Origin of the sequence: Companilactobacillus paralimentarius (assembly GCF_963227125.1) — a bacterium.
In the GTDB taxonomy this organism is placed as follows: Bacteria; Bacillota; Bacilli; order Lactobacillales; family Lactobacillaceae; genus Companilactobacillus; species Companilactobacillus paralimentarius.
This window is the reverse complement of the sequence record NZ_OY724131.1, coordinates 1578048-1603143: the sequence shown is the minus strand read 5'-3', so window position 1 is coordinate 1603143 and position 25096 is coordinate 1578048. Positions and strand designations below refer to the sequence as shown.

Sequence of the window (25096 nt, the reverse complement as noted above, 5' to 3'; positions counted from 1 at the left end):
TTGAGGAGAAAATAGGAGAAAAAATATGGACGAGCAAGCAAATCCAAGAAGATGGATGATTCTGATCTCAGTTGGTATTTTTACTTTAATGGCAACGCTTGACGGTTCAATTGTAAATATTGCCTTGCCGGTTATTAGTAAAAATTTGAATATCGAAATGAATATGGCTGAGTGGGTCGTTTCCATTTATTTAGTCACAATTTGTATTTTCTTATTAATGTTTGGAAAAATTGCTGATTCAATCGGTAAAATAAAAGTATTCAAGATTGGTTCAGTAATGTTTATTATCGGTTCCATCGTTTGTGGTTTGAGTGATAATTTAGTAATGCTACTGGTAGGTAGAGTAATCCAAGCTACTGGTGCATCAATGGCAATGGCTACTAATAACGGCATTATTACTGAAACATTCCCCTTACGAGAACGCGGTTATGCTTTGGGCTATATTGGTTCATTTGTATCTATAGGAGCAATTGCCGGACCAGGAATTGGTGGTTTAATTTTAGGCCATTTTCACTGGAGTTATATTTTTTGGATCAATATTCCAATTGGTTTGGTAGCATTGATCTTGGGCTATGTCAATTTGCCTAAAGTGGAAAAAACCAATCCAGTTAAATTTGATAAAACTGGTTTTGCAGCATATTTTGTAACATTGTTGCTTTTCTTTGGAGCTATTTTTGTTGGTCAATCAATTGGATTTACTAATCCTTATATTATTGTGGCATTTGTAGCTGCTATAATTTTCTTTGGAATATTCTTGACGATTGAGAAAAAAGTTACTAATCCGATGATTGAATTAAGAATTTTTCGTAATCATAATTTCACGTTAGGACTAGTAGCGGGATTCTTTATTTTCGTCACTAATTTCTTCTTCAATGTGATTTCACCATTCTATTTAGAAAATGCCTTGGGTATCGCTGCTTCAACGGCAGGCTACATCTTAATGGCTTTTCCATTAGTACAGGTTGTAGTTGCTCCTATTTCTGGTAAAATATCAGCAAAGGTTAATCCAATTGTTTTAACAATTGTTGGATTGGTTGTAATCGAATTGGCCCAATTGGGATATTTAGCTTTCAATTTGAAGACAGAAATCTGGTTTATTTTATTGTGTATCGGGTTAAATGGCTTGGGTAATGGTTTATTCCAAGCGCCGAATAATACAATGATTATGAGTTCAGTTGAGACTAAAGATTTAGGAATTGCTGGTGGATTGAATGCCTTATCTCGTAATTTAGGTATGATAATTGGAGTTTCTGTTTCCACAACAGTCCTATTTTTATCAATGAGTAAATTCTATGGTAAGTCAGTCACTACTTACGTTGAAGGTAGACCGGATATTTTTATTGACGGGATGCGTGTTACAATGTCATTTGCAGTAGTTATTTGTTTGATTGCAATTGTGATGTCGGTCGTAAGATTAATAAAGTCAGGAAGGTCAAGTAATGAGTAAAGAAGATTCAAAATATTATGAAGAGATTGTTGCCAAGAAGAGAATGTTCGGAGGCAAAATTTTTGATGTTGATGTAGAACAAGTAGTTTTGCCAAACGGAATCCCTGATATTCGTGAAGTTGTTCAACATCATGGAGCTGTCGCAATTATTCCATTTACTAATGATGGCAAGATGATTTTTGTTAGACAATGGCGGACACCTTTAGAACAAGAAACTTTGGAAATTCCCGCTGGTAAAATTGATTCGGATGAAGGTAGTGACTTGAAAGAGGTCGCCTTACGCGAAATGGATGAAGAATTAGGATTAACAACTGATAATCTTGAAAAAGTGACAGCTTTTTTTGCCAGTCCTGGATATTCAAATGAGAAATTGACAGTCTTTAAAGCAACTGATTTGAAGAAAGTCGAGTTTAAACGTCCATTGGATCCTGATGAATTTTTAAATGTAGAAGAATTAACATTGTCTGAGGCTAAAGAACAAATTGACAAAGGTGTTATTTGTGACTCCAAATCAATCTATGCAGTTACTTACTGGGAATTAATGGAAGCAAAGGAAAAATAAATGTTTTCTAAATTGAAAGACTATTATCATTCAAAAATTAAATCAACTGATCAACCACAGACCGTAGTGCGAGCTGATCAGGTTGAACAGCAACAGGAAAAGTTGCGTATGCAGGAACGCCGTCGAGCTGAACAAGAATATGCAAAACAGCATCCTGAGCAAATTATTGAAGAAAAAATTCAATCTTTTGATAATAAGACAAATCGTTTGAAAAAAAAGTTAAATATTGCAATCATTACAGTATTCGGCCTAATTATCTTAGTGTTTTTAATATTATTTTTTATTTGAGGAGTAAAGTATGAAAATTGGTGTAATCGTTCCAATGGAAGAAGAAATTAAATTAATGAAGGAATCTTTAACCGATGTTAAAAAAGATTCTGTAGCTGGAGTAGATATTACAATTGGTAATTATAAAGATCATCAAGTGTATTTAGCTCAAAGTGGAATTGGTAAAGTACAAGCGGGAATGACAACGACAATTATCAATGAACGTTATCAACCAGATTTTATTGTTAATACTGGTTCAGCTGGTGGTATTGGTGAAGGTCTACATATTGGTGATGTTGTTATTTCAGACAAGATGGCTTATCACGATGTTGATGCAACTGGCTTTGGTTATAAAGTTGGTCAGTTACCTCAACAAGAGCTTTACTTTAATGCAGATAAGACTTATGTTGAAAAGATTGCGGCCGCTGCTAAGAGAACAGGTTTGACATCATGTGTTGGTTTGATTGTAACTGGAGACCAATTTATTGACGCAGCTGAAAAAATTGCTACAATTAAAAAGTCTTTCCCAGATGCCTTAGCATCTGAAATGGAAGGTGCAGCTGTGGCTCAAGTCTGTACACAATTCAAAACACCATTCGTTGTTATTCGTTCAATGAGTGATGTTGGTGACGAAAGTGCTAGTGTAAACTTTGACGAATTTGTTCTACAAGCCGGACGCAAATCAGTAACAATGTTGCTGAACTTTTTAGACCAAGAATAGAGGGGATTTATTGTGGCATTTGTTTATTTAGATAATGCTGCTACGACACCAATGGCTACATCTGTAGTCGATGTGATCAGCGATCAAATGACAAATAATTTTGGTAATGCTTCTGCTACCAATTATTTTGGGCGTCAAGCTCGTAAAGTTTTAGATGAAAGTCGGCATGTAATTGCTCAAAGTATCAATGCAAAAGATTCAGAAATTGTTTTTACAAGTGGTGGTACTGAAAGTGACAATACGGCTGTCGTTGAAACAGCTTTATCTAGACAAAAATTAGGAAAACATATTATAACAACAGCGATTGAACACGAAGCTATTTTGAAACCATTAGCCTACTTGGAATCACTTGGCTTTGAAGTTACTTATCTTAAACCTAATGAACGTGGTGAAGTTACTGTTCAACAAGTTAAAGATGCGTTACGTGATGATACTATTTTAGTAACAATCATGTATGGTAATAATGAAGTTGGTTCAATGAATCCTATTAAAGAAATTGGTGAATTATTAAAAGATCATCAAGCCTTTTTCCATACGGATGCTGTACAAGCTTATGGCATGGAAGATATTGATGTCAAAGCTGAACACATTGATATGCTTTCAACATCAGCACATAAAATCAATGGTCCTAAGTTTATCGGTTTTTTATATATTAATGACGATATTCATATTCCATCTTTTGTTAAGGGTGGAGATCAAGAAACTAAACGTCGTGCAGGAACTGAAAATGTGCCTGCCATTGCTGGTTTTGCTAAAGCAGTACAATTGATCACACCAGATGAAAAGAAAGCTCGTCAAAATCGTTATTTTGGTTTCAAACAAAAGATTCAAGAAATTTTGAAAGAAAACAATATTCCTTTTGGAATTAATGGGCCTACTGATAGTCATGCATTAAATCATGTGATGAATTTGTATTTGCCAGGTATTGATAGTGGGGTCTTGTTGACTCGTTTAGATCTTGAAGGCTTCGCTATTTCTGGTGGTTCTGCATGTACAGCCGGTAGTTTGGAACCTTCTCATGTCTTAGTAGCAATGTTTGGTGAGGATAGTCCTAAAATTAATGATTCAGTACGAATTAGTTTTGGTAAGGACAATACTGAGGCCGAAATTGTTAAATTTACAAATAAGTTAGTAGATATCGTTTCCGACTTGACTAATTAATTAATTTTATTCAAACTTATAACTAATAATGATTATTTATAAGGGATGATAAATATGGATAAAAAACAAGCTCAAGTACTTGGGGACCAAGAAGTTTATGAATTAAGTCCAGAGGTCAAACGTTATTCACTAATGGATAGTGGTTTTAAGGAAACTAACAAGGGTGGATTCCGTTTGGAACATCCACTCAATGGGACTTCCCCATATGCAGCTAGATTTTTTGTTAAGGCTGTTGTTAGTAAAGATTTAGATAGTTTGAAACTATCAATTACTGATAAAAGTGGTATGCACAATATTAATATCTTTAAATTGAAGGATTCTGAAGAAGAAATTCAAGATTACAGATATTTAATGGACTTTTTGAAAGAAAAAAATGTATTAGCAAAATAAATGAGGTTTTAAAATGGATAATAAGAAGAAGCGTGTTGTAGTAGGTATGAGTGGTGGCGTTGACTCGTCAGTTAGTGCACTTCTTTTGAAACAACAAGGCTATGAGGTTATCGGAGTATTTATGAAGAACTGGGATGACTCAGATGACTCCGGTGTATGTACTGCAACTGAGGACTATGAAGATGTTGCTAAGGTTGCCAATAAGATTGGTATTCCTTATTACTCAGTTAATTTTGAAAAAGAATATTGGGATCGTGTATTTGAGTATTTCCTAGACGAATATCGTAAGGGAAGAACTCCTAATCCTGATGTTATGTGTAACAAAGAGGTTAAGTTCAAAGCTTTCTTGGACTATGCCAACAAGCTAAATGCTGACTACATTGCAATGGGTCACTATGCTCAATCATTCCGCGATGACAATGGCGTTGTTCATTTGTTACGTGGTGGCGATGCCAACAAGGATCAGACTTACTTCCTAAGTACTGTTCAACAAGAGCAACTTCAAAAGGCTTTGTTCCCAATTGGTGGTATGCAAAAGTCAGAGGTTCGTCGTATTGCTGAAGAGGCTGGTTTGTCTACGGCTAAGAAGAAGGATTCAACCGGTGTATGTTTCATTGGTGAAAGAAACTTCCGTAAGTTCTTGAGCGAGTTTTTGCCTGCACAACCTGGTAAGATGATGACACCTGCTGGTGAGATCAAGGGTGATCATGCTGGTTTAATGTATTACACAATCGGTCAAAGATCAGGACTTGGTATCGGTGGTAACGGTAAGTCTAACGAGCCTTGGTTCGTTGTTGGTAAGGATATGAAGAAGAATGTTCTTTATGTTGACCAAGGATACGATAATCCTAGATTGTATGCTGATCATCTAGAAGCTTCAGATCTTTCATTCATCACAGGCTTAGATTATGGCGATACTTTCCATGCCACAGCTAAGTTCAGATATCGTCAACAAGATACTGGCGTTACAGTTCACGTATTAGGTGATGGTAAGGTTAACGTTGAGTTTGATAATCCTGTTCGTGCGATTACACCTGGACAAGAGGTTGTTTTCTATGATGGTGAGGAGTGCCTTGGCGGTGCTACTATCGATGCTGCTTACATGGCTGCAAAGAAGTTACAATATATTTAATGATTAAAAAATAGACATCTGTTAGAGTTTGTAATACACATAGATGATATGTGTATCTCTAACGGATGTTTTTTTATTTTCTGTAAAAATTGGGCTTAACTTGAAAAAAGATGTTAAAAAATCCATAATTGTAATTAATTAACTTTGTAAGGTGAGAGAAAAATGGAATTGTATTTTGTCAGACATGGAAAGACCCAATGGAATTTAGAGGGAAAATATCAGGGTGGACATGGGGATTCGCCTTTGTTGTCAGAAAGCTTGCATGATATTGGCTTGTTAGCAAAGCGATTGGAAAATGTGGAGATTGATCATATGTATTCAAGTCCACTTCCACGTGCTAGAACAACAGCTGAAACTTTAATTAAAGATTTGCATCGTGACATTGACTTGTCCATTGTTGGTGATTTACGAGAATTCGATTTAGGTATTATGGAAGGTCGTAAATTTTCAGAGTTAGAGCGTGAAATGCCTGAAGTTATTTATGCTTTTAGGCATCAACCTAAAGATTACGATTATGATTTAATTCGTGGGGAGTCTTTTGAAGAAGTAGCAAAGAGAACAACGAATGCTGTGCAAAGGATTGTTGAAGCCAATCATGAAAAAGGTAGTGTTGTAATTGTTAGTCATGGTGCTGCTTTAGTTACGATGATTCAATCATTATTAGGTACAAAAGTTGATGAAATTAGAAAAGATGGTGGATTGTCAAATACAAGTTTGACACATTTACAATATAAAGATGGCCAATATAAGTTGGTCGAATGGAATGAAACGGGATACTTACACAAGAAACTTGAGAGTTCCGATACGATTTGAGGTATTAGATGGATAAAAAAGCAGAACAATTATTTAACGATGGGAATAAACAAGAGGCAATTAAATTACTTGTTGCTGATTTAAATAAGAATCCGAAACAATTACCAGAAATTTTACAATTATCAACTTATTTAGTGCAAGCTGGAGATTTGGAGCAAGCTGAAGAACTTTTGGCTCGTTCCTTGGAAATGTTTAAAGACAATCAAGATCTACTTTATAACTTGGGAAATGTTTATTATTTGGCTGATAAGTATGATAAAGCTAATCAAATTTTCCAGAATCTGATTGATGATAATTATGCCTTTGAAGCTTATTTTATGATGGCTAAAACATTGGATCAGCAGGGAAAACGTCAATTAGCAATTATGTACGCTTTGACAGCTGTTGAAAAAGCTCCCAAAGATTTACAAGCTAATGAATTATTAGCCGATTTATTGCTGGCTAACGGTAATTTTGATGAGGCCTTAGGATTTTACAGGACAGCTAATGAAATCCATCCAGAGGCCAAGAATTACTTTAATATGGCATTATGTGCAATGAATCTTAAGAAGGATTATCAAAGTTATTTAAATGAATCTAAAAAATTAGATCAGGCCTACTATTTGAAACATGAAAAAAAATTAGCCGATCTCCAAGAATTTATCAAACAACAAGGAGAGAAGAATGACTGAAAGTGATAAACAGTATTTTGTTGGCACCGTTAAAGCCATATTCTTTGAGAATCCTGAAAATTTATTTAAAATCTTTACGATCAAGATCAAGAAAACCAATACAGATTGGGATGCTAATGATATTGTCGTAACTGGTAGTTTTGGTGAAATTTCAGAAGAAGAAGAATATCGTTTTGAAGGCAATATGGTTGATCATCCAAAATACGGTAAACAATTTCAAGCCACTTCTTATAAGCGTAGTCGTCCTAGTGGACGTAAAGAATTGATTAGTTTCTTTTCCAGCGATGAATTTCCCGGTATCGGTAAAAAGAAGGCTGAAAAGATTGTTGATGAGCTGGGAGAGAATGCAATTGATAAAATTTTGCAAGATCCTCATGCTCTCGATTTCTTGAAGTTGGGTGAAGAAAAAACTAACAATATTGTTGATCAAATTTCTAAGAATCATCTAACCGAGCAAGTACTGTACCAACTGAATAATTATGGCTTTGGAACTACTTTGAGTGCTCGCATTTTTCAAAAATACGGTGCTCAAACGTTGGATAAAATTACAGAGGATCCATATCAGTTAGTTTTGGATGTCAAAGGTGTTGGTTTTAAACGTGCTGACGAATTAGCTAAACGTTTGGGTATCACGGGTGATGATCCTCGAAGAATTAAGGGTGCTTTGATTCAAATGGTTAGTTTGATCATCAATGAAACGGGGGATACTTTTGTATCTCAGAATGATCTGATCAAACGTGCAAGTGGTGTTCTGAATGCCAATTCAACTCCGGATTTGAATAAAAAATTATTATCAGGCTTGAAAAAACTAGTCAATGATGGTGCATTGGCAGTTGAAGATGGACACGTCTACGAAAAGAATTTGTCTGATAGTGAATGGTCGATTGCACAGTCACTTAAAATGATTACTGATACTTTTAAAGGTGTGGAATGGACCAAACATCAATTTAAAAAGGAATTGAAACATGTTGAAAAGACTTTTAAAGTTCAATATGATGAGTCACAAGAAAAAGCCATCGAACAATCATTAACGCATTCAATTTTTCTTTTAACCGGTGGTCCTGGAACTGGTAAGACTACTATTATTAATGCTATTGTGTCATCTTATGCTAAGTTAAATGATGCAACACTTGATCCTAGTTCTGAAGATTATGCGATTGCTTTAGCTGCACCAACAGGTCGGGCGGCTAAACATATGGGTGAGTCTACTGGTTTACCAGCAATGACAATTCATCGTTTACTAGGTTTAACAGGAACTGAAGATGATGAATTTGCCGAACCAACTTTAGATTGTAAGCTTTTGATTATTGATGAGATGTCCATGGTAGATACAAAACTCTTTAGAACACTGATCAATGCAGTTCAACCTGGTACACAAGTTGTTCTTGTAGGTGATAAAGATCAGTTACCATCAGTAGGACCAGGACAAGTGTTTTCAGATTTGATCAACAGCGATGTTTTCCCAACAACAATTTTGAATGAAATTCACCGTCAGGATGAGGATTCAACTATTATTCAATTGGCACATGATATTAATGAAGGTATTATTGATGATGCTATTTTCCAAAATAAAGCTGATCGAAGTTTTATCAATTGTAATAGTCGAAATGTTCCAGAGGTTCTATCACAAATTGTTAGCAAATCAGAGGACCGTGGGTTTGATATTGCTGATGTTCAAGTCTTGGCACCGATGTATCGAGGTCAAGCAGGTATTGATAATTTGAATGTTGTTATTCAAAATGTTGTGAATCCAATGGCACCTAAACGAAAAGAAGTTTCTGTTGGTAATACTAAGTATCGGATTAATGATAAAGTCGTTTATTTGGTTAATACTCCAGAAGATAATGTTTTTAATGGTGAGATTGGTAAAATTGTCGGGATAATTTTAGCTAAGGAAAATACCGATCACGTTGATAAACTAATTATTGATTTTGATGGTAATGAAGTTTCATTGGATCGTAAGGATTGGATTAATATTTCTCTAGCTTACTGTACCTCGATTCATAAGGCTCAGGGTTCGGAGTTCGAAATGGTTATTTTACCTTTAGTCAATGAAGAATCAAGAATGTTACGTCGTAATTTACTATATACAGCAGTAACTCGTTCAAGACGTCTCTTGATTATGGTTGGCGACCGTTCGGCTTTTGAAAGGTCCATTCGTGATCAGTCAAACGAACGTCAGACTACTTTAAAGGAACGAATTTTTGCTACTTTTAAAATTAACCCTAAAAGGGGAGAGCCTGAAGAGGATAAGGCTGAACCGAAGGATTATCATTTAACATTGGATATGGTAATGAATAATTCTATTGATCCAATGATTGGTATGGATAATGTAACTCCATATAATTTTCTCGAAAAAAATAACGCCTAGTGTGATTGAGAAGTCACATTAAGCGTTATTTTTTATAGGTAACCAGAACGGGTGTCGACTAGTTTCGAAATTAAAATCAAATTCATGTTGATTTAATTCTTCGCCATCCATTTGGCCATGTTGTTCGGTGTAATTTTTTAATTCGAACTGTTCAGCTTCAATATGCCAAACATTTTTATCTTGTAAGTGTGATCCATTTGTTAACAATCTGGTCAATAATTTAACAAGTTTAGGTGTACTGATCTTCTTAACCACTACCAAATTTAAATGATGGTTAAAAGGAGATGCGGTAGGATCAATAGCAAAGCCACCACCAAAATAGGGATGGTTGGTTGCAACAACGACGTAAGCAGAATCGAAGTGTTTTTGATGTTGTTGGTAATTGACATCTAATCCGAAGGCTTTCTGACGTTTAAGTACTTTTAGCAGGTTGGTAAAGTAGGAGAGTGTTCCTAAGCCTAAATTATTGAGAAATTCTTTTCTTTCTGAATGATTGGTGTAATAGACGGTACTAGCGTCAAAACCGATTCCAATATTATTAATAAAATAATGAGAAAAGTCTTTGCTAGTAGCTTTCCCAACGTCAATCATCCGTGGTTCTTTCAAGGAAAGGATAGCTTGCATTAAAATGACTGGATCTTTGGTCTTTAATTTAATACCACGACAAAAGTCATTACCAGAACCACCGGGAATATAGCCTAAGGCGGTGTCTGGATAGTTAGAAGACTTAATACCGTTAACGGCTTGATTTAAAGTACCATCGCCACCGATGACGACAATTTTATTAGCTTGATGGAGATTGGCTAATTGCTTAGCAATTCTTTGACCATCACCGTTACATTTAGTTAAGTGAATTTCGTATGGAATATCTATTTGTTTTAGAAAACTTGTAACTTTGTTGCAAGCTTTTTGAGCACGTCCACTTCCAGCGTGATGGTTTAAAATTATTTCGATTCTTTCAGTTTTTTCCATTTTGTAACCCTTTAAATAAAAAAAGTAGATCAAGTGATCTACTTTAAAATTGAATTTAGATTGAAGTTCCAATAAGCATTGGAAGAATAACAGGATTTCGTTCAGTACGTTTGTAGAGGAATTCTTGTAATCCTTCAATAATAACTCGTTTAAGAATAGCTTCTGTTACTTTATTCTCGTCATCATCAAAAGCATTCTTGATCAAGTGGAAAACACGCTTTTGTGCTTGGTTGATCAATTCACCTGATTCACGCATATAAACGAAGCCACGAGAAAGGATATCAGGACCGGCTAGAACAATGTGCTTTTGATAGTCAATAGTTGCTACAACAACGACCATTCCTTCTTCTGAAAGAACTTGACGATCGTGAATAACAACATTACCAATATCACCGACACCCTTGCCATCAACGTAAACATCGCCAGCGGGGAAGTGACCTGCAACTCTAGCATTGTCTTTAGTTAATGCTAGAACATCACCATTTTCCAAGAGGAATGAATGATCTTGAGGAACATCACAGAGAGCAGCAAGTTCAGTGTGAATCTTCAACATACGATATTCACCGTGAATCGGCATGAAGAACTTAGGCTTCATTAAACGAAGCATTAATTCTTGTTCTTCTTGTCCACCATGTCCTGAAGCATGAATGTTGTTAACTTTACCATGAATGACTTCGGCACCAGCTTCTGATAATTGATTAATCAAGTGATTAACACTGATAGTATTACCAGGAATTGGATTACTTGAAAAGATAACAGTGTCTCCAGGTTGAATAGTGATCTGTCTATGTGTTCCGTTAGCAATACGACTCAAAGCAGCTAGTGGTTCACCTTGTGATCCGGTACAAAGAATCAAAGTTTCATTTGCAGGTGTCTGATTCAAAGCATGTGGATCAATCAACATATCGTCAGAAATATTAAGATAACCTAGTTCACGACCATTTTCGATTGCTTGTTCCATGCTTCGTCCAAAGACAGCAATCTTACGTCCCTGTTGAATAGCAGCATCGACAGCTTGTGATATACGATAAATATTAGAAGCAAAGGTAGCAAAGATAATTCTGCCACTGATAGTTTCGAATATTTGATGAATTGTCAAACCAACTGAACGTTCAGATTTTGAAAATGTAGGGATTTCAGCATTAGTACTATCTGATAGTAAACACAAGACACCTTTTTGTCCTAAAGCAGCCATCTTTTGTAGGTTGGGTGATGGTAGGCCAGCAACTGGAGTCAAATCAAATTTGAAATCACCAGTTTCAACGATAATACCTTGTGGCGTATGGACAGCGACACCTAAAGTATCAGGGATAGAGTGGGTAGTTCTAAAGAAGGAAACACTTGTCTTAGGGAATTTGATAACATCATCCTCATGTAAGACATGCATTTCTGTAGTTCTTAATAATCCGTGTTCTTCCAATTTACCCTTGATCAATGCACATGCCAATGGACCGGCGTAAACAGGGATATTTGGAAGCTGTTGGAGTAGATAAGGAATACCACCGATGTGGTCTTCGTGACCGTGAGTGATAAATAGTCCCTTGATCTTATCCTTGTTTTCTACTAAGTAACTGTAATCGGAAATGACGTAGTCAATCCCAAGAAGTTCATCTTCGGGAAACTTAATTCCTGCATCAATAACAATTAGCTCATCTTGATACTGAACTCCATACATATTTTTACCGATTTCACCAAGGCCCCCGATGGCAAAAACGGCAACTTCATTATTTTTAACTTTAAATGACATTAACTAAAACTCCGTCAATTTAAACTCAGGACTCTTTTTTTCGTACTCTAAGTGCTTTTCGTCGAGTTCCTGAATAAATTCAATGTTATAGTCGGTATTCTTTTCAACTGCTTCACGTACAGCAATGCTTGATTCAGCATCCATGTATAGTGAATGTGTAAATTCACGACGGGGGTTATCTAGTTCGCTTGTTTGATATAAAACTTTATAAATCAATATGATTTTCTCCTTTAAATCGAATTAAATGAAACAGGTCAGTTTCATTTGACGTTTTTTCTAGTCCATTTGTGCGTTAATCAATAGATAGCACAATTCTACCATATATAAAATAGTAAGTATACTTGAAGGCTGTATTAAGAAATTACAACAGTACTTGGATCGAGAGTGAATGGTTCCTTCTTATCGATCTTGTCATAATATAAATGACCATTCAAATGATCAATTTCATGTTGACAAACGATAGCAGGGTAACCTTTGACACGTAATGTCTGAGAATTACCTTCAAAATCATCATATTTAATAGTAATACGATCAGCACGTGGTACGAATCCAGGTACGTCCTTATCAACTGAGAGACAGCCTTCACCTTCAGATAAAGCAGCCTTTTGAACTGAATTTCTGACAATAACAGGATTGATCAAAGTGATTTTTAGAAGAGGCTTATCAGGATCTTCTTCGTTTGGTACTAAAACAGCGGCCATCATTTCTGAAACGCCTACTTGAGGAGCAGCCAAACCGACGCCAGCACGTAGTTGGTGTTTTTCAGCGTATTCTTCATCTTGACTCTTAACAAGATATTCCATCATATTAGCAGCCAAAGCTTTATCTTCATCGCTTAATGGGAATTTAACATCTGCTGCAACTTTTCTTAAAACAGGATCGCCATCACGGACGATATCTTTCATAAAATACATAGTTTCCTCCAAATGTCTAATTGTATAAAAATACTTCAGTATATCTATTATAGATTATTTTTCGACAAAAATAGAAGGATTTGATAAAAAATATGTCTGAGAATTTTTAGAAAGCGATTTCGAATGTACTATCTTTGTTTTGAGAAGGGGGTACATGATAAAATATTCTTATATGTTATCGATTACACGATAATGCATAAATATTGCTACTGGAGGTTTTATATGAAATTAATTGACTTTGGTGTCAGAGAAGATGAAAAGAAATATATCGAGGAATGGTCTAAAGAGAGTAATATAGAAGTAAAAATCGTTTCCGATTTACTAACGCCTGAGACCGTTCAGCTAGCAAAGGGTTACGACGGAATTGTTGCTTATCAACAATTGCCATATGATGAGAAAATTTTCGATACGATGAATGAATATGGAATTCATGTTCTTTCACTCCGAAATGTCGGTGTTGATAATGTTCCATTTGCAGCTCTTAAGAAGAATCAGATTCGTTTAACTAATGTACCTAGTTATTCACCAGAGGCTATTGCAGAATACTCAGTTACCGGTCTAATGGCCTTGTTAAGAAATCTAAAACATATGATCAGAAAAGTGGACCAACATGATTTTCAATGGGCTCCGGATATCGGCCGTGAGCTAAATCAACTTACAGTGGGTGTCGCTGGTACCGGAAGAATTGGCCGTGCAGCTATAAAAATTTATCAAGGATTTGGAGCAAAAGTTATAGCATATGATAAATTTCACAATCCAGAATTGGAAAAAGAAGGATTGTATGTCGATGATCTCGATACTCTATTAAAGGAATCTGATGTGGTAACTCTACATATTCCAAGTCTTGGTAAAGGTAATACTTTAATTAATAGTAAGTCGATTTCTGAAATGAAAGATAACGCTATCGTTATTAATACGGCACGTGGTGACTTGATCAATACAAAGGATCTATATGATGCTGTAGCATCAGGTAAGCTTTATGGGGCTGTTTTGGATGTTTATGAAAAAGAAGTTGGCGTCTTCAATTCTGATTTAAGTGATCAAGAATTTTCTGATGAAGTACTAGATAAGGTAATTAAAAGTCCAAGATTTATTCTGACACCCCATATCGCATTTTATACAACTAAGGCGGTTAAAAATATGGCCACTGTTTCATTAAATGCTATGGTTTCAGAATTAAAGACTGGAGCTTCAGAAAATGAGATAGATTTAGGAAAATAGTGACCACTTTCACAAACTATTATAAAATATTTTATATTCAAAGGATGCCCAAACTACTTGTTTTTTGAGCAATCAATGTTAGACTAAATTTATATGAAAGCCCTTACAGAATTCACAAGGGATAAGTTTTTATGAAAGGACTGTGGAGAATGGCAAATAAACCAATTGTTGATTTTGAAGCACTTAAAAATAATTTATCAAATGTTTCAAAACCCATTCAAGTATTGAATGAAAAAGCTGAGATAACAGATCAAGAAGTCTTTGATTCATTTTCAGATGATGATTTAGTTGAGTTTATGAAAAAGATGGTATGGGAGCGTGCATTGCATGAACAGACAATGAACTTCTCTCGCCAAGGTCGGATGGGTTTCTATGCACCGACTGAAGGTGAGGAAGCTTCTGAGATGGGAACTGTTTTGGCAATGAAGAAGAATGATTATCTTCTTCCAGCTTATCGTGATGTGCCTCAATTAATTCAACATGGTGCAACAGTAACTCAAGCATACTTGTGGTCACGTGGACATGTTGCTGGTAACAAGTTTGAGGCTCGTTCTATGATGCCACAAATTATCATTGGTGCCGCATATGATGAGGCAGCCGGTGTAGCTATGGGTCTAAAGAAGAACGGCGAGGATGCTATCGCATTTACTTATACTGGTGATGGTGGTACTTCCCAAGGTGATAGTTACGAAGGAATGAATTTTGCTGGTGCTTTTAAAGTACCTGCTCTATTCATTGTTCAAAATAACGGTTTTGCCATTTCAACACCACGTGCAAAACAAACATCTGCCCCAACACTAGCTCAAAAGGCTGTTGCTGCTGGTATTCCAAGTATTCAAGTTGATGGTATGGATATCTTAGCTTGTTATGCTGTAGCTAAAGCTGCTCGTGAATATATTACAGCTGGGAATGGTCCTGTAATGATTGAAACCTTAACATATCGTTTCGGTGCTCACTCAAGTGCTGGTGATGACCCTAAACGTTACAGAACTAAGGCTGAAGAACAACCATGGTTTGATAAAGATCCATTAATTCGTTTAAGAAAAGTTCTTGAAGACAAGGGTCTATGGTCTGAAGAACAAGAAGATAAGTTAGTTGATGAATATAAAGCTTCATTCAAGGAAGCAATTAAGGAAGCTGATGCAGTTCCCGAGGATAAGGTTTCAGATATGTTGAAACGTACCTTTGAAATTCCAACTCCAGAAATGAAGAAAGAAATCGCTAAATTTGAAGCAAAGGAGTCGAAGTAAAAATGGCTAAGAAAACTTACATTCAAGCAATTACAGACGCCTTAGACATTGTTCTTGAAGATGATCCAAAAACTTTGATCTTTGGTGAAGACGTTGGTAAAAACGGTGGTGTTTTCAGAACGACTCAAGGGCTTCAAGAGAAATACGGTGAAAATCGTGTCTTCGATACACCTTTAGCTGAATCAGGAATCTTAGGATTAGCAACTGGATTAGGCTTAACTGGTTGGCGTCCAATTCCTGAAATCCAATTTATGGGCTTTTCACTTGAAGCTGTTGATCAAATTATTGGTCAAGAAGCTAGAATGCGTTTCCGTTTTGACGGATTAAAGACAGCACCCGTAACAATTCGTACACCTTATGGTGGTGGTACCCATACAGCTGAAATGCATGCTGATAACTTGGAAAATATTTTTGCAAGTACTCCAGGATTACGTGTTGTTATGCCAAGTAATCCATATGATGCTAAGGGATTATTGATTTCATCAGTTGAAAATAACGATCCTGTACTATTTATGGAAAATTTGAAATTATATCGTTCAATGAAAGATGATATTCCTGATGGCAAGTATACAGTTCCTTTGGATAAGGCTAATGTTGCTCGTGAGGGTAATGACATCACTATCGTAGCTTACGGTGCTGAAGTAAATGAAGCTTTGAAAGTTGCTGATGATTTGGCAAAGAAGAATATCTCTGTTGAAGTTATTGATCTTAGAACAGTTTCACCAATTGATACCGACACAATTTTTAAGTCAATCGAAAAGACTCATAAAGTAGTTATCGTTCAAGAAGCACAAAAAATAGCTGGTGTGGGTGCACAAGTTGCCTCAGCTATTGCCGAAGATGCGGTTCTTTCTCTTGATGCACCAATTGGTAGAGTTGCAGCTCCAAATAGTGTATATCCATTTGCTTTAGGTGAAGACATTTGGATTCCACGTGCAAAAGAAATTGAAGAAAAAGTAAATGAAATTCTCAACTACTAATTAATCGAAGGAAGGGAATCCAACTATGGCTTACAAATTTAAATTACCTGAATTAGGTGAAGGGATGGCCGAAGGTGAAATCGCCAGCTGGCTAGTAAAAGAAGGAGACACAGTTAAAGAAGATGACTCCTTAGTAGAAATTCAAAACGACAAATCTGTTGAAGAACTACCTTCACCAGTTGCTGGTACTGTTAAACAAATCGTTGCTCAAGAGGGAGATACAGTTGAGATCGGTGACACTTTGATTGTGATTGACGATGGTTCTCCTGATACAGGTGACGATGACCAACCAGCTAAAGATGATAAAGAAGCTGAAAAGTCCGATTCTGATAAAACAACTGAAAGTGCATCTAAAGAAGAAGCTACTGCCGGTCCAGCTACTGGATCAGCTGATGCTCACTATTTGGCAATGCCTTCAGTCCGCCAGTATGCTCGTGACAAAGGTGTAGATTTGGCAAAGGTCACACCTAGTGGCAAGCACGGACAGATTACTAAAGCTGATGTAGATTCATTCGATGGTAGTGCTGCACCACAAGCAGCTACTCAATCTGCAGCACCGGCAGCACCAGCATCAACAAATACAATTACACCATACAAGTCGGCTACTCCAGAACTCGAAACACGTGAGAAGATGTCTATGACTAGAAAAGCTATTGCTAAAGCAATGCTCAATAGTAAACACACAGCTCCACACGTAACTAGTTTTGATGACGTTGAAGTAAGCGCTTTGATGGCCAACCGTAAGAAATATAAAGCAACTGCCGCTGATAAGGGCATTCATTTAACATTTTTACCTTATATCGTAAAAGCTTTGGTTGCCGTAATGAAAGAATATCCAGAATTGAATGCTTCAATTGACGACTCTACTGAAGAGATTGTTTACAAACATTATTACAATGTTGGTATTGCAACTAACACAGAACATGGACTTTATGTTCCAAATGTTAAGAACGTTGATTCTAAGGGTATGTTTGAAATTGCTAAAGAAATCACTGAAAATTCACAAGCTGCTTATGACAACAAATTGAGCATGGATAAGATGTCAGGTGGTTCAATTACAATTAGTAATGTCGGTTCTATTGGTGGTGGCTGGTTCACACCAGTTATTAATTATCCAGAAGTAGCAATTCTTGGTGTTGGTAAAATTGCTAAAGAACCTTATGTTGATGAGGATGGCAACATTCAAGTAGGTAACATGTTGAAGTTATCATTGAGTTACGATCACAGATTGATTGACGGTGCTTTAGCACAAAATGCTTTGAATCTTTTGAAGAAATTGTTGCATGATCCAGATATGTTATTAATGGAGGGCTAGTTAACATGGCAGAAAACGTAATAGAAAAAGATACCGTTATTATTGGTTCCGGCCCTGGTGGTTACGTTGCAGCAATCAGAGCTTCAGAATTAGGACAAGATGTTACTATTATTGAAAAATCAGATACTGTTGGTGGTGTTTGTTTAAATGTTGGTTGTGTTCCATCAAAGGCTTTAATTACAGCTGGACACAGACTACAACAAGCCAAAGATTCATCAACTTATGGAATTACCACTAGTGATGCCACAATTGATTTTACTAAAACTCAAGCTTGGAAAGATGAAAAAGTCGTTGCCAGAATGACTGGCGGTGTGCAAATGCTTTTGAAGAAACATCATGTTGAATTAATCAATGGTGAAGCTTATTTAGATAGCGATACACAATTGAGAGTTATGCCAAGTGGTCCTAGACAGTTCATGGACAATGGTGGTGGACAAACCATCAAGTTCAAGCACTTAATTTTAGCAACTGGTAGTCGTCCTATCGAAATTAGAGGATTTAAGTTTGATGATCGTGTCATCGATTCAACCGGCGGACTTAATTTGAAAGAAGTTCCAAAGGAATTCGTCATTATTGGTGGTGGCTATGTCGGAACAGAATTAGCCGGAGCATATGCTGATTTGGGTTCACATGTAACCATCCTTGAAAGTTCACCTAACATTATTCCTAACTTTGAAAAAGATATGGTTTCAATCGTTAAAAAGAATCTTGAAAAGAAGGGCGTTACAATTATTACAAACGCTATGGCCAAGAAGAGTGAAAACAAGGGTGATAGTGTTGAAGTAACTTATGAAGTCGATGGCAAGCCAACAACAATCAGTGCTGATTATTGTATGGTAACCGTTGGTCGTCGTCCAAATACTGATAATTTTGGACTTGAAATGACTAATGTTAAATTGACTGAAAAAGGTTTAGTTGAAGTAGACGAACAAGGTAAAACTTCCGTCGATAATATTTATGCAATTGGTGATATTACACCAGGACCAGCTTTGGCCCACAAAGCCTTCTTTGAGGCTAAGACAGCTGCTGGAGCAATTTCAGGTAAACATACAGCTAACGACTATATTGGTGTTCCTGCGGTTTGTTTCACCGATCCTGAACTAGCTAGTGTAGGTTTGACAGAAAAAGATGCTAAGGATAAAGGAATTGATGTCAAAGTGGCCAAATTCCCATTCGCCGGAAATGCACGTGCTGTCTCACTTGATGCTGCTGAAGGATTCGTTAAATTGATTGCTCAAAAAGACACAGGTACTTTACTAGGTGGTCAAATCGTTGGACCAGGAGCTAGTGATTTGATTTCTGAATTAAGTGTAGCTGTTAACTGTCAACTTAATGCTGAGGATATTGCGCTCACAATTCATCCACATCCAACTTTGGGTGAACCTATTCAAGAAGCTGCCGATATTTTAATTGGCTATCCAACACACATTTAATAGAGAAAAGGGAAGAACGTTTAGAAACCGAAAAGAGGATTTTTCGTATACTAAATTAATTATTTCCGTAAAAAAGCGATGCAATTGTATCGCTTTTTTTGTATAGTAGAGTAAAAATGAAGGGAGCTATCAATGCATAATTACAGTTATCCTCTTGATGAGACATGGTCACAAGATGAAATTGTTAAAGTGATTGCTTTATATAATGCGGTTGAAAAAGCCTACGAATCAAGTATAAAAAGCGATGATTTTTTGCAAAAATATCGCTCATTCCAACAAGTGGTTCCAATGAAAATGGAGCAAAAGAAATTAGACAAAGAATTTGAGTTTGAATCGGGCTATTCTATCTATCAAGTGTTTAAAAAGTGTCGTACAGCAAAAAAAGGCGAGAAAGTAAGGATTCACAATGACAGTAGACAGTAGGGAAATAGATAAATTTCTAGTAGAACTTTTACAAAATGTGGGTAAGAGTTTGAGAGATGATGCTCTAAAAAAGAAATCAGTTGATACAAAAAAGAATCGAAATGATTTAGTGACAAATTTTGATAAAAAAACTGAACGTTATGTTAATTCCGAACTAAAAAGAGCTTTTTCTGAGGCTACGATTGTTAGTGAAGAGGGCTATGGTGACTTAGTAACAGACATGTCAGGATTGGTATTTTTTGTTGATCCAATCGACGGTACAATGAATTTTGTTAAACGTGGAGACGATTTTGCATCAATGATTGGCGCTTACATTGATGGTAAACCATTAATTGGTGCTATTATAGATGTTATGGGTAATAACATTTACCACGGCGGTAAAGAAATTGGCTTGTTCATTAATGATGAGAGAATAGATATTCCAAGAAATTTACCTTTGGTTGAAGGTTTAGTCGATGTTTCGGCACCGATGGCTTTGGCTAATAAATTTAATGTTCAGGATGTCATTAAGAAAAGTAGTGGTTTCAGGGTTTATGGAAGTGCAGGAATTATTTTTGGTCATCTCTTGACTGGAAAAGAAGTCATGTATATGTCATACTTAGCACCATGGGACTTGGCTGCCGGGCGTGTCTTATGTGAAGCTGCAGGTATGAGTGTGGTAAGTATTGACGATGCACCAATAAATATGCTAAAATCACAAGTCGTAATAGTTGGTACTCAGAAAGTTGTTTCTGAAGCACTGACGACAGTCAAAACGCGTTAGTGAACTGTGAGAAGTTTCACAGTTTTTTTATTGCTAGTAATTTAAACACGTATTTATGGAAGGAAGAACTAATTTGACTAAGAGAAGAGAAGATATTAGAAACATTGCGATCATCGCTCACGTTGACCACGGTAAAACTACATTAGTTAACGAAATGTTAAAACAATCAGACACACTAGGATCACATTATGAAATTCAAGATCGTGCCCTTGATTCAAATGCTATTGAAAGAGAACGTGGAATCACAATCCTTTCTAAGAATACTGCTGTTGATTACGATGGCAAGAAGATCAATATTTTGGATACACCAGGACACGCGGACTTCGGTGGTGAAGTTGAACGTATTATGAAGATGGTTGATGGTGTACTTTTGGTTGTTGATGCTTATGAAGGTACAATGCCACAAACACGTTTTGTGTTGAAGAAGGCTTTGGAACAACACTTAACACCAATTGTTGTTATCAACAAAATTGATAGACCAGGTGCTCGTCCTGCTGAAGTAGTTGACGAAGTTCTTGAATTATTTATCGAATTAGGTGCTGATGACTCACAACTTGATTTCCCAGTTGTTTATGCTTCAGCTATTAACGGAACATCAAGTTATTCAGATGATCCTGCTGACCAAGAACACACAATGAACCCTATCTTTGATACTATTTTGAAGACAATCCCTGCACCAGTTGACAACTCAGATGAACCTCTACAATTCCAAGTTGCCTTACTAGACTACAACGATTACGTTGGTCGTATCGGTATCGGACGTATCTTCCGTGGAAAGATCAAGGTTGGTGACAGTGTTACTGTTATGAAGCTTGACGGTTCTACAAAGAACTTCCGTGTTACAAAACTATTTGGTTTCATGGGCTTGAACCGTGTTGAAATCAATGAAGCTAAAGCCGGAGATTTAATTGCTGTTTCTGGTATGGAAGACATCTATGTTGGTGAAACTGTTACACCAGTTGACCATCAAGAAGCACTTCCATTGCTACGTATTGATGAACCAACACTACAAATGACATTCTTGCAAAACAACTCACCTTTCGCTGGTCGTGAAGGTACAGAAGTCACTGCTAGAAAGATCGAAGATCGTTTAAGAAGACAATTACATACTGATGTTTCTCTTAAAGTTGAAAACACAGACCAAGCTGGTTCATGGCTAGTTTCAGGTCGTGGTGAACTTCACTTGTCAATCCTTGTTGAAGAAATGCGTCGTGAAGGTTTCGAATTACAACTATCACGTCCAGAAGTTATTTACAAGACAGTTGATAATCAAAAGTGTGAACCTTTTGAGGAAGTAACTATTGATACTCCTGACGAATACGTTGGTTCAGTTATCGACTCAATGTCACAACGTAAGGGTGATATGCAAAACATGGAAAGTACTGGAAATGGTCAAACAAGACTTATTTTCTCAGCACCTTCACGTGGTTTGATTGGATATTCAACAGAGTTCTTATCAATGACTGGTGGTTATGGTATTTTGAACCATACATTCTCAGAATACAAGCCAGTTGTTAGAAATTGGAACCCAGGTAGAAGAACTGGTGCTTTGGTTTCAATCAACCAAGGTCCATCAACTACCTATTCACTACAATCTGTTGAAGATCGTGGTACATTGTTCATCGGTGCTGGTGTTGATGTATATGAAGGTATGATCGTTGGTGAAAGTAGTCGTGATCAAGATATCGCTGTTACTGTTACTAAAGGTAAAAACCTTACAAATACTCGTGCTTCAGGTAAAGATCATGCTGCTGCTATCAAGACTCCAAAGGCAATGTCACTTGAACAATCAATCGAATTCTTAAATGAAGACGAACTTTGTGAAGTAACACCTAAGAGTGTTAGATTACGTAAGAAGATCTTAAACACAAACGAACGTAAGAAGTTTGACAAAACAAAGAAAATGTCTAAATAAATAGATTATCTGTGAAGCTAAGGATGAATTTCCTTAGCTTCTTTTTTTATGCCAAAAAGACAAGGTAGGACAGTTTTTTTCTGGTATTATTTGGTGGTATAATCTTATTATTAGATTTTAGGAGCTAAGATGTGAAAAAATTAAAAAAAATTGACTTATGGATTGTTATTCCATATATCATCTTACTAGGTATTGGAATCGTTATGGTTTATTCAGCCAGTTTTTACAATTCACTGGTTTCTGGCGGAAGCACCACGCAATACTTAGTTAAACAGGCCATTTTTGCAATACTGGGATTATTCTTATGTTATTTCAATTTTATCCTTAAAGCTAAGATTTTTAAAAATCGTCATTTTATTAAGTATGCGTTGCTCTTTACAGTACTGTCCTTAGCAGCGTTACCAATTTTAGGTAAATTGTTTCCCAGTTTACGTGTTAATGGTGCGGTAGCGTGGATTCCTATTGGACCATTTAATTATCAACCATTGGAATTAGCTAAGTTGGTTCTGATCTTGTATTTATCTTTTGTACTAACTAGTAAACAAGAACGATTGTTGTCGTATCAAAATTGGAAAGAAATAGGTTTTGAAGTATTACCTCCAATTTTAGTGGTAGCAATAATTGTTATTTTACTTTTGATTCAACCTGACTTTGGTGGAGCTATCGTTATTTCGCTAATTACGTGGGTTCTTTTGGGTGCTTCAACGATTCCCGGTAAATATATTGTTAGATTGAGTGTGGGCTTAGGTGCTTTTTTAGGCTTATCAATCTATGGCATTTTTAAATTGGCTCCTTCAATTATTACTAGTCATTATCAATACCAACGTATTCTTGCGATGCAACATCCCTTTAAATTGGAGCAGCACGCTGGTGCACAGTTGGTTAATTCCTTTTATGCAATTAGTAATGGTGGTGTTTTTGGTGTTGGTTTAGGTAATGGGATTCAAAAACGTGGCTATTTACCAGAACCACATACCGATTTTATTCTAGCTGTTATCAGTGAAGAATTGGGTTTAGTAGGTGATATCGTTGTGTTATCACTTTTAGCGTTGATTATATTACGGATCATCCTTATTGGTGTCCGTGCTAAGAAAAATTATAATGCTTTAGTTTGTTATGGAGTGGCAACAATGATGTTGACGCAAGTAATACTTAACGTGGGAGGATTACTCGGTATGATTCCTCTAACAGGTGTTACTTTACCGTTCATCAGTTATGGTGGGTCCAGTATGCTGATATTGTCGATTGCTTTAGGAATCGTGCTTAATCTGGATGCTACGAATAAATTTGAAAGAACAAGGTGATCTTATGTTTAAAAAAGTGGAGCGCCAAGCTTTGTATGTTTGGGTCTATTCACTCAAATGGCGGAAGAAATTGCAACGTTACGGTACAATCTACTACACTTCCCCTAAAATGAAATATGTAATGATGTACGTAAACTCTAATCGAGTTGCAGAAGTTAGAAAAGAATTGAATTCCAAGAATTACGTAAAAAGAGTTTCATTGGCTCATCGTAAAGAATTAGATGAACATTATGTTTTAAAAACTTCTGAAAGTAAGCAAGAGGAAAATTAATGAAAGTTGTATCAGGAAAGTTTCGTGGATTGAATTTAAAGGCAGTTCCTAGCAATAATACTCGCCCTACATCAGCTAAAGTTAAGGAAGCGGTTTTTAGCATGTTAACGCCATATCTAGTTGATGATGGTGTGGCCCTAGATCTGTTTGCAGGAACTGGTAGTTTAGGTATCGAGGCTGTATCGCGTGGTTATAAAACAGCTTACTTAGTTGATAAAGCTTATAAAGCTATTAATACAATCAAAGAGAACGTTGATAAGACTCGTGCCAATGAAAGTTTTGTGGTTATGAAAACTGCGGCAACTGAAGCTTTAACTAAATTTAAAAATGATCAAGTAAAATTTGATTTGGTATTTTTGGATCCACCTTATCGTATGAAGATCACAGAGCAGATCATAGAAGATATGGTAGAAGGGGATTTATTAAACCCTGGCGCCATTATTGTTGATGAAACAGATTATGATATTGACCTCGCTAATTTTGGCAAAATAGATTTACTCAAAGAAAAGAACTATAAAGATACCAAAGTTGCATTGTATCAGTTTGGAGGATAAGTATGTCACAAAGAGTTGGACTCTATGCAGGTAGTTTTGATCCCATTACTAATGGTCATTTGGATATAATCCGTCGTGCCTCCAAGTTGTTTGATAAATTGTACGTAGCACCTATGACTAATACATCAAAAAAATATTTATTTTCTTATCAGGAAAAGAAAGCCTTCATTGAAGCTGAAATCAAGGATCTAAGTAATGTTTCTGTCGTAGATGGTAAATCGGAACTTTCAACTAATTTGGCTCGTCAATTAGGGGCCGGTTTCATGGTTCGATCGATGCGTAATCCGGATGATTTTGGTTATGAGTCAGGCGTAGCCTCAATTAATAAAGTTTTAGATAAGAATATTGAAACGATATTCCTGCTAGCAAATGATCAATATGCTACGATATCATCATCAATGATGAAAGAAGTGGCCAGGTTTGGTGGCGATATATCGGAATTTGTACCTCAAGCAGTCGCTTTAGAATTGATAAAGAAATTGAGGAAGGAATAAACTAT

General features: G+C 36.3%; 26 protein-coding genes. 22 read left to right on the top strand and 4 right to left on the bottom strand.

Translation table 11 applies throughout. The features are described 5' to 3' along the window. The first annotated feature begins 25 nt into the window (after positions 1–25). The 10 genes from ACI6PB_RS07755 (at position 26) to ACI6PB_RS07710 (ending at position 9535) form a co-directional block, all read left to right on the top strand. Positions 26–1447: an MFS transporter gene (locus ACI6PB_RS07755; RefSeq protein ID WP_309510859.1), complete on the top strand. Its 1422-nt coding sequence runs from the start codon at positions 26–28 to the stop codon at positions 1445–1447. Further along, positions 1440–2009, top strand: a complete 570-nt coding sequence (locus ACI6PB_RS07750) for an NUDIX hydrolase (RefSeq protein WP_404327247.1) — start codon at positions 1440–1442, stop codon at positions 2007–2009. Before ACI6PB_RS07755 ends, ACI6PB_RS07750 begins: the two co-directional genes overlap by 8 nt. Then, entirely contained in the window at positions 2010–2297 is a 288-nt protein-coding gene (locus ACI6PB_RS07745) for a hypothetical protein (protein WP_404327246.1), read from the top strand. Between the two features lie 10 nt (positions 2298–2307). Further along, on the top strand, positions 2308–2997 hold the full coding sequence (locus ACI6PB_RS07740; protein WP_404327244.1) for a 5'-methylthioadenosine/adenosylhomocysteine nucleosidase: 690 nt from the start codon (positions 2308–2310) through the stop codon (positions 2995–2997). A 12-nt stretch (positions 2998–3009) separates the two neighbouring features. Continuing rightward, the gene (locus ACI6PB_RS07735; protein ID WP_404327243.1) at positions 3010–4158 is read left to right on the top strand and encodes a cysteine desulfurase family protein; all 1149 of its coding nucleotides are present in this window, start codon (positions 3010–3012) and stop codon (positions 4156–4158) included. Between the two features lie 54 nt (positions 4159–4212). Next, complete coding sequence (locus ACI6PB_RS07730) at positions 4213–4548, top strand: hypothetical protein (protein WP_309510862.1); 336 nt, start codon at positions 4213–4215, stop codon at positions 4546–4548. Between the two features lie 13 nt (positions 4549–4561). Then, complete coding sequence (gene mnmA / locus ACI6PB_RS07725) at positions 4562–5680, top strand: tRNA 2-thiouridine(34) synthase MnmA (protein WP_025084726.1); 1119 nt, start codon at positions 4562–4564, stop codon at positions 5678–5680. 162 nt (positions 5681–5842) lie between these two features. Then, positions 5843–6493, top strand: coding sequence for a histidine phosphatase family protein (locus tag ACI6PB_RS07720; RefSeq protein ID WP_025084725.1), 651 nt, complete (start codon positions 5843–5845; stop codon positions 6491–6493). Between the two features lie 8 nt (positions 6494–6501). After that, positions 6502–7164, top strand: a complete 663-nt coding sequence (locus ACI6PB_RS07715) for a tetratricopeptide repeat protein (protein ID WP_025084724.1) — start codon at positions 6502–6504, stop codon at positions 7162–7164. Beyond that, positions 7157–9535 carry an ATP-dependent RecD-like DNA helicase gene (locus ACI6PB_RS07710; RefSeq protein ID WP_404327242.1) on the top strand — a complete coding sequence of 793 codons (2379 nt, stop codon included), beginning with the start codon at positions 7157–7159 and terminating at the stop codon, positions 9533–9535. The genes ACI6PB_RS07715 and ACI6PB_RS07710 overlap by 8 nt, the downstream gene beginning before the upstream one ends. Before the next feature lie 18 nt (positions 9536–9553). On the opposite strand, the gene ACI6PB_RS07705 is transcribed toward ACI6PB_RS07710, so the two are convergent. The 4 genes from ACI6PB_RS07705 to def all read right to left on the bottom strand — a co-directional run bounded on the left by ACI6PB_RS07705 (position 9554) and on the right by def (position 13168). Continuing rightward, positions 9554–10507 (bottom strand): diacylglycerol kinase family protein, encoded by a 954-nt coding sequence (locus tag ACI6PB_RS07705; RefSeq protein WP_056955697.1) that lies wholly within the window; start codon positions 10505–10507, stop codon positions 9554–9556. 55 nt (positions 10508–10562) lie between these two features. Then, a complete protein-coding gene (gene rnjA, locus ACI6PB_RS07700) occupies positions 10563–12254 on the bottom strand; it encodes a ribonuclease J1 (protein ID WP_025084722.1) in 1692 nt (563 codons plus the stop codon). A 3-nt stretch (positions 12255–12257) separates the two neighbouring features. After that, on the bottom strand, positions 12258–12470 hold the full coding sequence (locus ACI6PB_RS07695; protein ID WP_025084721.1) for a DNA-directed RNA polymerase subunit epsilon: 213 nt from the start codon (positions 12468–12470) through the stop codon (positions 12258–12260). Positions 12471–12607: 137 nt separating this feature from the next. After that, complete coding sequence (def, locus tag ACI6PB_RS07690) at positions 12608–13168, bottom strand: peptide deformylase (RefSeq protein ID WP_025084720.1); 561 nt, start codon at positions 13166–13168, stop codon at positions 12608–12610. 222 nt (positions 13169–13390) lie between these two features. Here def and ACI6PB_RS07685 point away from each other — a divergent pair, with 222 nt between their 5' ends. From ACI6PB_RS07685 to coaD, 12 genes are all read left to right on the top strand, one after another. Beyond that, entirely contained in the window at positions 13391–14389 is a 999-nt protein-coding gene (locus ACI6PB_RS07685; RefSeq protein WP_025084719.1) for a D-2-hydroxyacid dehydrogenase, read from the top strand. A 149-nt stretch (positions 14390–14538) separates the two neighbouring features. After that, positions 14539–15639: a pyruvate dehydrogenase (acetyl-transferring) E1 component subunit alpha gene (gene pdhA, locus ACI6PB_RS07680; RefSeq protein WP_025084718.1), complete on the top strand. Its 1101-nt coding sequence runs from the start codon at positions 14539–14541 to the stop codon at positions 15637–15639. A gap of 2 nt (positions 15640–15641) precedes the next feature. Further along, positions 15642–16619, top strand: coding sequence for an alpha-ketoacid dehydrogenase subunit beta (locus tag ACI6PB_RS07675; protein WP_056955698.1), 978 nt, complete (start codon positions 15642–15644; stop codon positions 16617–16619). 25 nt (positions 16620–16644) lie between these two features. Further along, positions 16645–17934, top strand: coding sequence for a 2-oxo acid dehydrogenase subunit E2 (locus ACI6PB_RS07670; protein WP_404327241.1), 1290 nt, complete (start codon positions 16645–16647; stop codon positions 17932–17934). A 5-nt stretch (positions 17935–17939) separates the two neighbouring features. Beyond that, positions 17940–19367 (top strand): dihydrolipoyl dehydrogenase, encoded by a 1428-nt coding sequence (lpdA, locus tag ACI6PB_RS07665; RefSeq protein ID WP_404327240.1) that lies wholly within the window; start codon positions 17940–17942, stop codon positions 19365–19367. A 132-nt stretch (positions 19368–19499) separates the two neighbouring features. After that, the gene (locus ACI6PB_RS07660; protein ID WP_025084716.1) at positions 19500–19790 is read left to right on the top strand and encodes a UPF0223 family protein; all 291 of its coding nucleotides are present in this window, start codon (positions 19500–19502) and stop codon (positions 19788–19790) included. Continuing rightward, positions 19774–20553, top strand: coding sequence for an inositol monophosphatase family protein (locus ACI6PB_RS07655; RefSeq protein ID WP_056955700.1), 780 nt, complete (start codon positions 19774–19776; stop codon positions 20551–20553). The genes ACI6PB_RS07660 and ACI6PB_RS07655 overlap by 17 nt, the downstream gene beginning before the upstream one ends. Positions 20554–20608: 55 nt before the next feature. Further along, on the top strand, positions 20609–22468 hold the full coding sequence (gene typA, locus ACI6PB_RS07650) for a translational GTPase TypA (protein ID WP_034543886.1): 1860 nt from the start codon (positions 20609–20611) through the stop codon (positions 22466–22468). Between the two features lie 131 nt (positions 22469–22599). After that, the gene (locus ACI6PB_RS07645) at positions 22600–23772 is read left to right on the top strand and encodes an FtsW/RodA/SpoVE family cell cycle protein (protein ID WP_025084714.1); all 1173 of its coding nucleotides are present in this window, start codon (positions 22600–22602) and stop codon (positions 23770–23772) included. 4 nt (positions 23773–23776) lie between these two features. After that, positions 23777–24043, top strand: coding sequence for a YlbG family protein (locus ACI6PB_RS07640; protein WP_025084713.1), 267 nt, complete (start codon positions 23777–23779; stop codon positions 24041–24043). Then, positions 24043–24597: a 16S rRNA (guanine(966)-N(2))-methyltransferase RsmD gene (gene rsmD, locus ACI6PB_RS07635; protein ID WP_025084712.1), complete on the top strand. Its 555-nt coding sequence runs from the start codon at positions 24043–24045 to the stop codon at positions 24595–24597. Before ACI6PB_RS07640 ends, rsmD begins: the two co-directional genes overlap by 1 nt. Positions 24598–24599: 2 nt before the next feature. Further along, positions 24600–25091 (top strand): pantetheine-phosphate adenylyltransferase, encoded by a 492-nt coding sequence (gene coaD / locus ACI6PB_RS07630; protein ID WP_309510867.1) that lies wholly within the window; start codon positions 24600–24602, stop codon positions 25089–25091. Positions 25092–25096 lie beyond the last annotated feature (5 nt).